The 2,560-nt window shown below is 56.4% G+C and carries 1 protein-coding gene; it reads left to right on the forward strand.

All coding sequences use genetic code 11. The features are described 5' to 3' along the window. Positions 1-2,549: hypothetical protein (locus KUC_RS20180; RefSeq protein WP_040481810.1), on the forward strand; the 2,549-nt coding region annotated here is incomplete at its 5' end. Positions 2,550-2,560: the final 11 nt, after the last annotated feature.

Here is a 2,560-nt window from a genome sequence, read left to right on the forward strand (position 1 = left end):
CCGCCGCCGTTGAAGTGGTATGCCATTCCAATCGCGATGCCACACAGGTGCAAGAGGACGACGAACCGCCGGTGTGGGACGACCTTCCCGAAGGTAACGACATCCTCGCAGATGCACGAGAACGCCAGATACCAGGGCTTGTCATTAACGATTCCCTGTTCGAACTACGCCATGCCCTTAGTCAGGCACAGTTGGCTCAAAATTACCTAACGCTGCTGCTTGAGCGCTGCGCCTCTCGGCCGCATTATCGCAGCGCCGTACTGCTTCAAAAGCGCGTCATGCCCGAGCGGATCGGCGGTGAAAATAATCCGTTGCGGCGTTTCGCCTCGGAACCAGCACTAAACTATCTAGGTGGGGAGTTCCACACCAGCGTGGCCACGCTGTCTCGCGATATTGCACATAAGTTTTGGGAGTTTCACCAGACGCGGCTAGCTGACCTGCTGGCTAGCGCAGACTACCAACGGGTGCTGGCCGACTACTTCAGTCTCGAGGGCAGCGACTACGTCAGCGGCTTCTGCTTCGCAGAGCAGTGCTTCACCGCGCTGAGTCTCGATCCAAAGCGTGTCGACACCCTGGTGGACGAGGATATCCCCAGCCTGTTCCATACGGCGAATGCCGGAAAGGCTCAGCGCACCCTGCTTGCCTTGCTGGAGGAGGACAGCAGCGAGCCATTGCACGCCATGTGCTTCCCCGACCGTGATACCCACCCCGCCGAGCAACCCTTCATACTGCCAGAGAATGAGTTCAATGACGGTAGTGGCCGTTTCCGAGCTAAAGCACTGGCCGAGGAAGGTGAGCGCAGCGAAGTACCGGACAAGGACGACCTGCAGACCTTTGAGGCGTCCTTGTTGGCCGCTATGGCGCGTACCAGCGCGCCAGGCGAGCTCAAGCGCTGGGCTGATGCCCTCGATACGGTGTTCTCGAAAATAACCGAAAGCGGCCAGAACCTACTGGCCCAAGTGGCAGATGAAAGTCAACGCACGGCCGTGGCGGGAAAACTATACATGCCTCCCTTCAATGCCTCCCGCGGGGCTCTTCACCGCTTGCTCGGCGACCTCACCTTCCAGCCGATGGGAGACGTAGACCTGGGGCGCTACATACTGATCGGCGTGGAAGACGTAGAAACCGGCTTGCGGTTTGGTGTCGATGCCGCTGAAAGGGAGTACATCGCTCGCAATAATCACCGCCAGTTCTACGGCGAGATCTACCGCACCTCCAGCGGAGAGTTGCTAGGCGGCACTAACAAGCAACGGATAAACGCCATGGGAGAGCTAGGCGAAGCCCGCGAGGTGCGCTTTGTCTTTGCCCCCGCCGACTCACGCGCTGTTGACCTAGTGCGTCGAGGTCGAAGTCGAATCGGCTTTGTAGAGCGTGCTACTAATGTTACTCGTTTGCCCTATGTCATGGTGATTGTTCAGGCAGTGAATTTGGGGCAGTCGCTTAACGCAATTTATAATGACAGTTTAAAAAGCAGGGTAGCTATGGGAGCAGCAGTTGTTGATTTAACCCTAGCTACCTTCAATCTAAGCGACTATATCGCTCGTCGCCATCAAACGTCACGAGTAATAAGCAGCGTAAGTCAGTTTAGCCAAAGAGTATTGTTAATTAATGGTCAAGCAAATAACTTTAGCCGTCTTTTCCCGAGTCTGATTCGTGTCAACTGGTTAGTTACTAAAGGGGCTGCACTGTTGATGGCCGTAAGCATGACTTGGGAAGCCATAGACCGTTTACGGGAAGGCGATACCGATGCGGCTATGGCCTACGGTGCGGCGGCGGCCGGTGCCACCGTGCTAATGCTATTTAGCGGCCCGGTGGGCTGGGTGGGCCTAGCGTTACTGCTTGGTGGTGGTATAGCGGGTGTACTACTGACCGATGGGCCGCTAGAGCAGTGGATAAAGCACGGGCCTTTCGGCGACCAACATGGCAAGGCCCCATGGCTCGAAGAGCCGGAAGAAGCCTACTATCGACTGCAAAGCCTATTCGCCAATATTCAGGTTTCATTGCATAGGGTTGCCCCCCAGGAACGCGACGCCCTGTTAGCTAAACTTGGCCGAACACATACCTCACCTAATGAAACCGCCCAGCCGATTGGACGTCTATGGCAGGAGCATTTCGATGCGCGCCAAGCAATCAATACCGCCATTGAGGTGCGCAGCGCCCTACCGGGTATGGGTATCGAGTTGAATGACGTGGCAGTGTTACGTTTGATACAAGGTGCCCACTACCGCTCACCGGGCGGCAGCAGCTGGGAGGAAGTGTCTTCGAAGCGAATTCAGCCTGCACTTACCCAATTGGGATCACAGCACATCACCTACTATGTGCACTCTCCGGCCAACGAGCCAATGCGAGGCTTCGGTAGCGTGACCGAGTACCGCTGGGACATTCAGGTACAATTTCGTGAAGCGACTCAGGTACCGCTGCGCCCCAGCAGACGCATCTACCCTGCACCTGCACCGTTGACGGCGATGCCGGAAGATATGTCGACCATCCTCAGCGTTGAGGAAGCCGCAGATGACTACTGGATCAAGGAAAGGCTTAATGTCCGCTAAAGAGAACCTGG

Origin of the sequence: Vreelandella boliviensis LC1 (assembly GCF_000236035.1) — a bacterium.
Taxonomy (GTDB): domain Bacteria; phylum Pseudomonadota; class Gammaproteobacteria; order Pseudomonadales; family Halomonadaceae; genus Vreelandella; species Vreelandella boliviensis.